Source organism: Shewanella sp. 10N.286.54.B9 (assembly GCF_041468565.1).
Classification (GTDB): domain Bacteria; phylum Pseudomonadota; class Gammaproteobacteria; order Enterobacterales; family Shewanellaceae; genus Shewanella.
This window is the reverse complement of record NZ_JBFRIY010000083.1, coordinates 1-231: the sequence shown is the minus strand read 5'-3', so window position 1 is coordinate 231 and position 231 is coordinate 1. Positions and strand designations below refer to the sequence as shown.

Annotated in this window: 1 protein-coding gene; it reads left to right on the top strand. The window is 53.7% G+C overall.

Going from position 1 to position 231, the window contains the following annotated elements; all coding sequences use genetic code 11:
- Positions 1-231 (top strand): Ig-like domain-containing protein (locus AB4135_RS21395; protein ID WP_371995449.1); only part of this gene is annotated, 231 nt, incomplete at both ends.

Here is a 231-nt window from a genome sequence, read left to right as displayed (position 1 = left end):
AGATGGCAGCTTCACTTACAGCCATAATGGCGACCAACCAGCGCCGACTAGCTTCAGCTACACCATTAGCGACGGTAATGGCGGCAGCGATACTGCCGATGTGACGCTAAATGTCAGCAACGTTAACGATGATCCCGATGCGATAGACAACAGCTACAACGTCGATGAAGGCGCCAGCGTCTCCGGTAACCTCATCACCGATAACAGTGGTTCGGGCGTGGATAGCGACTT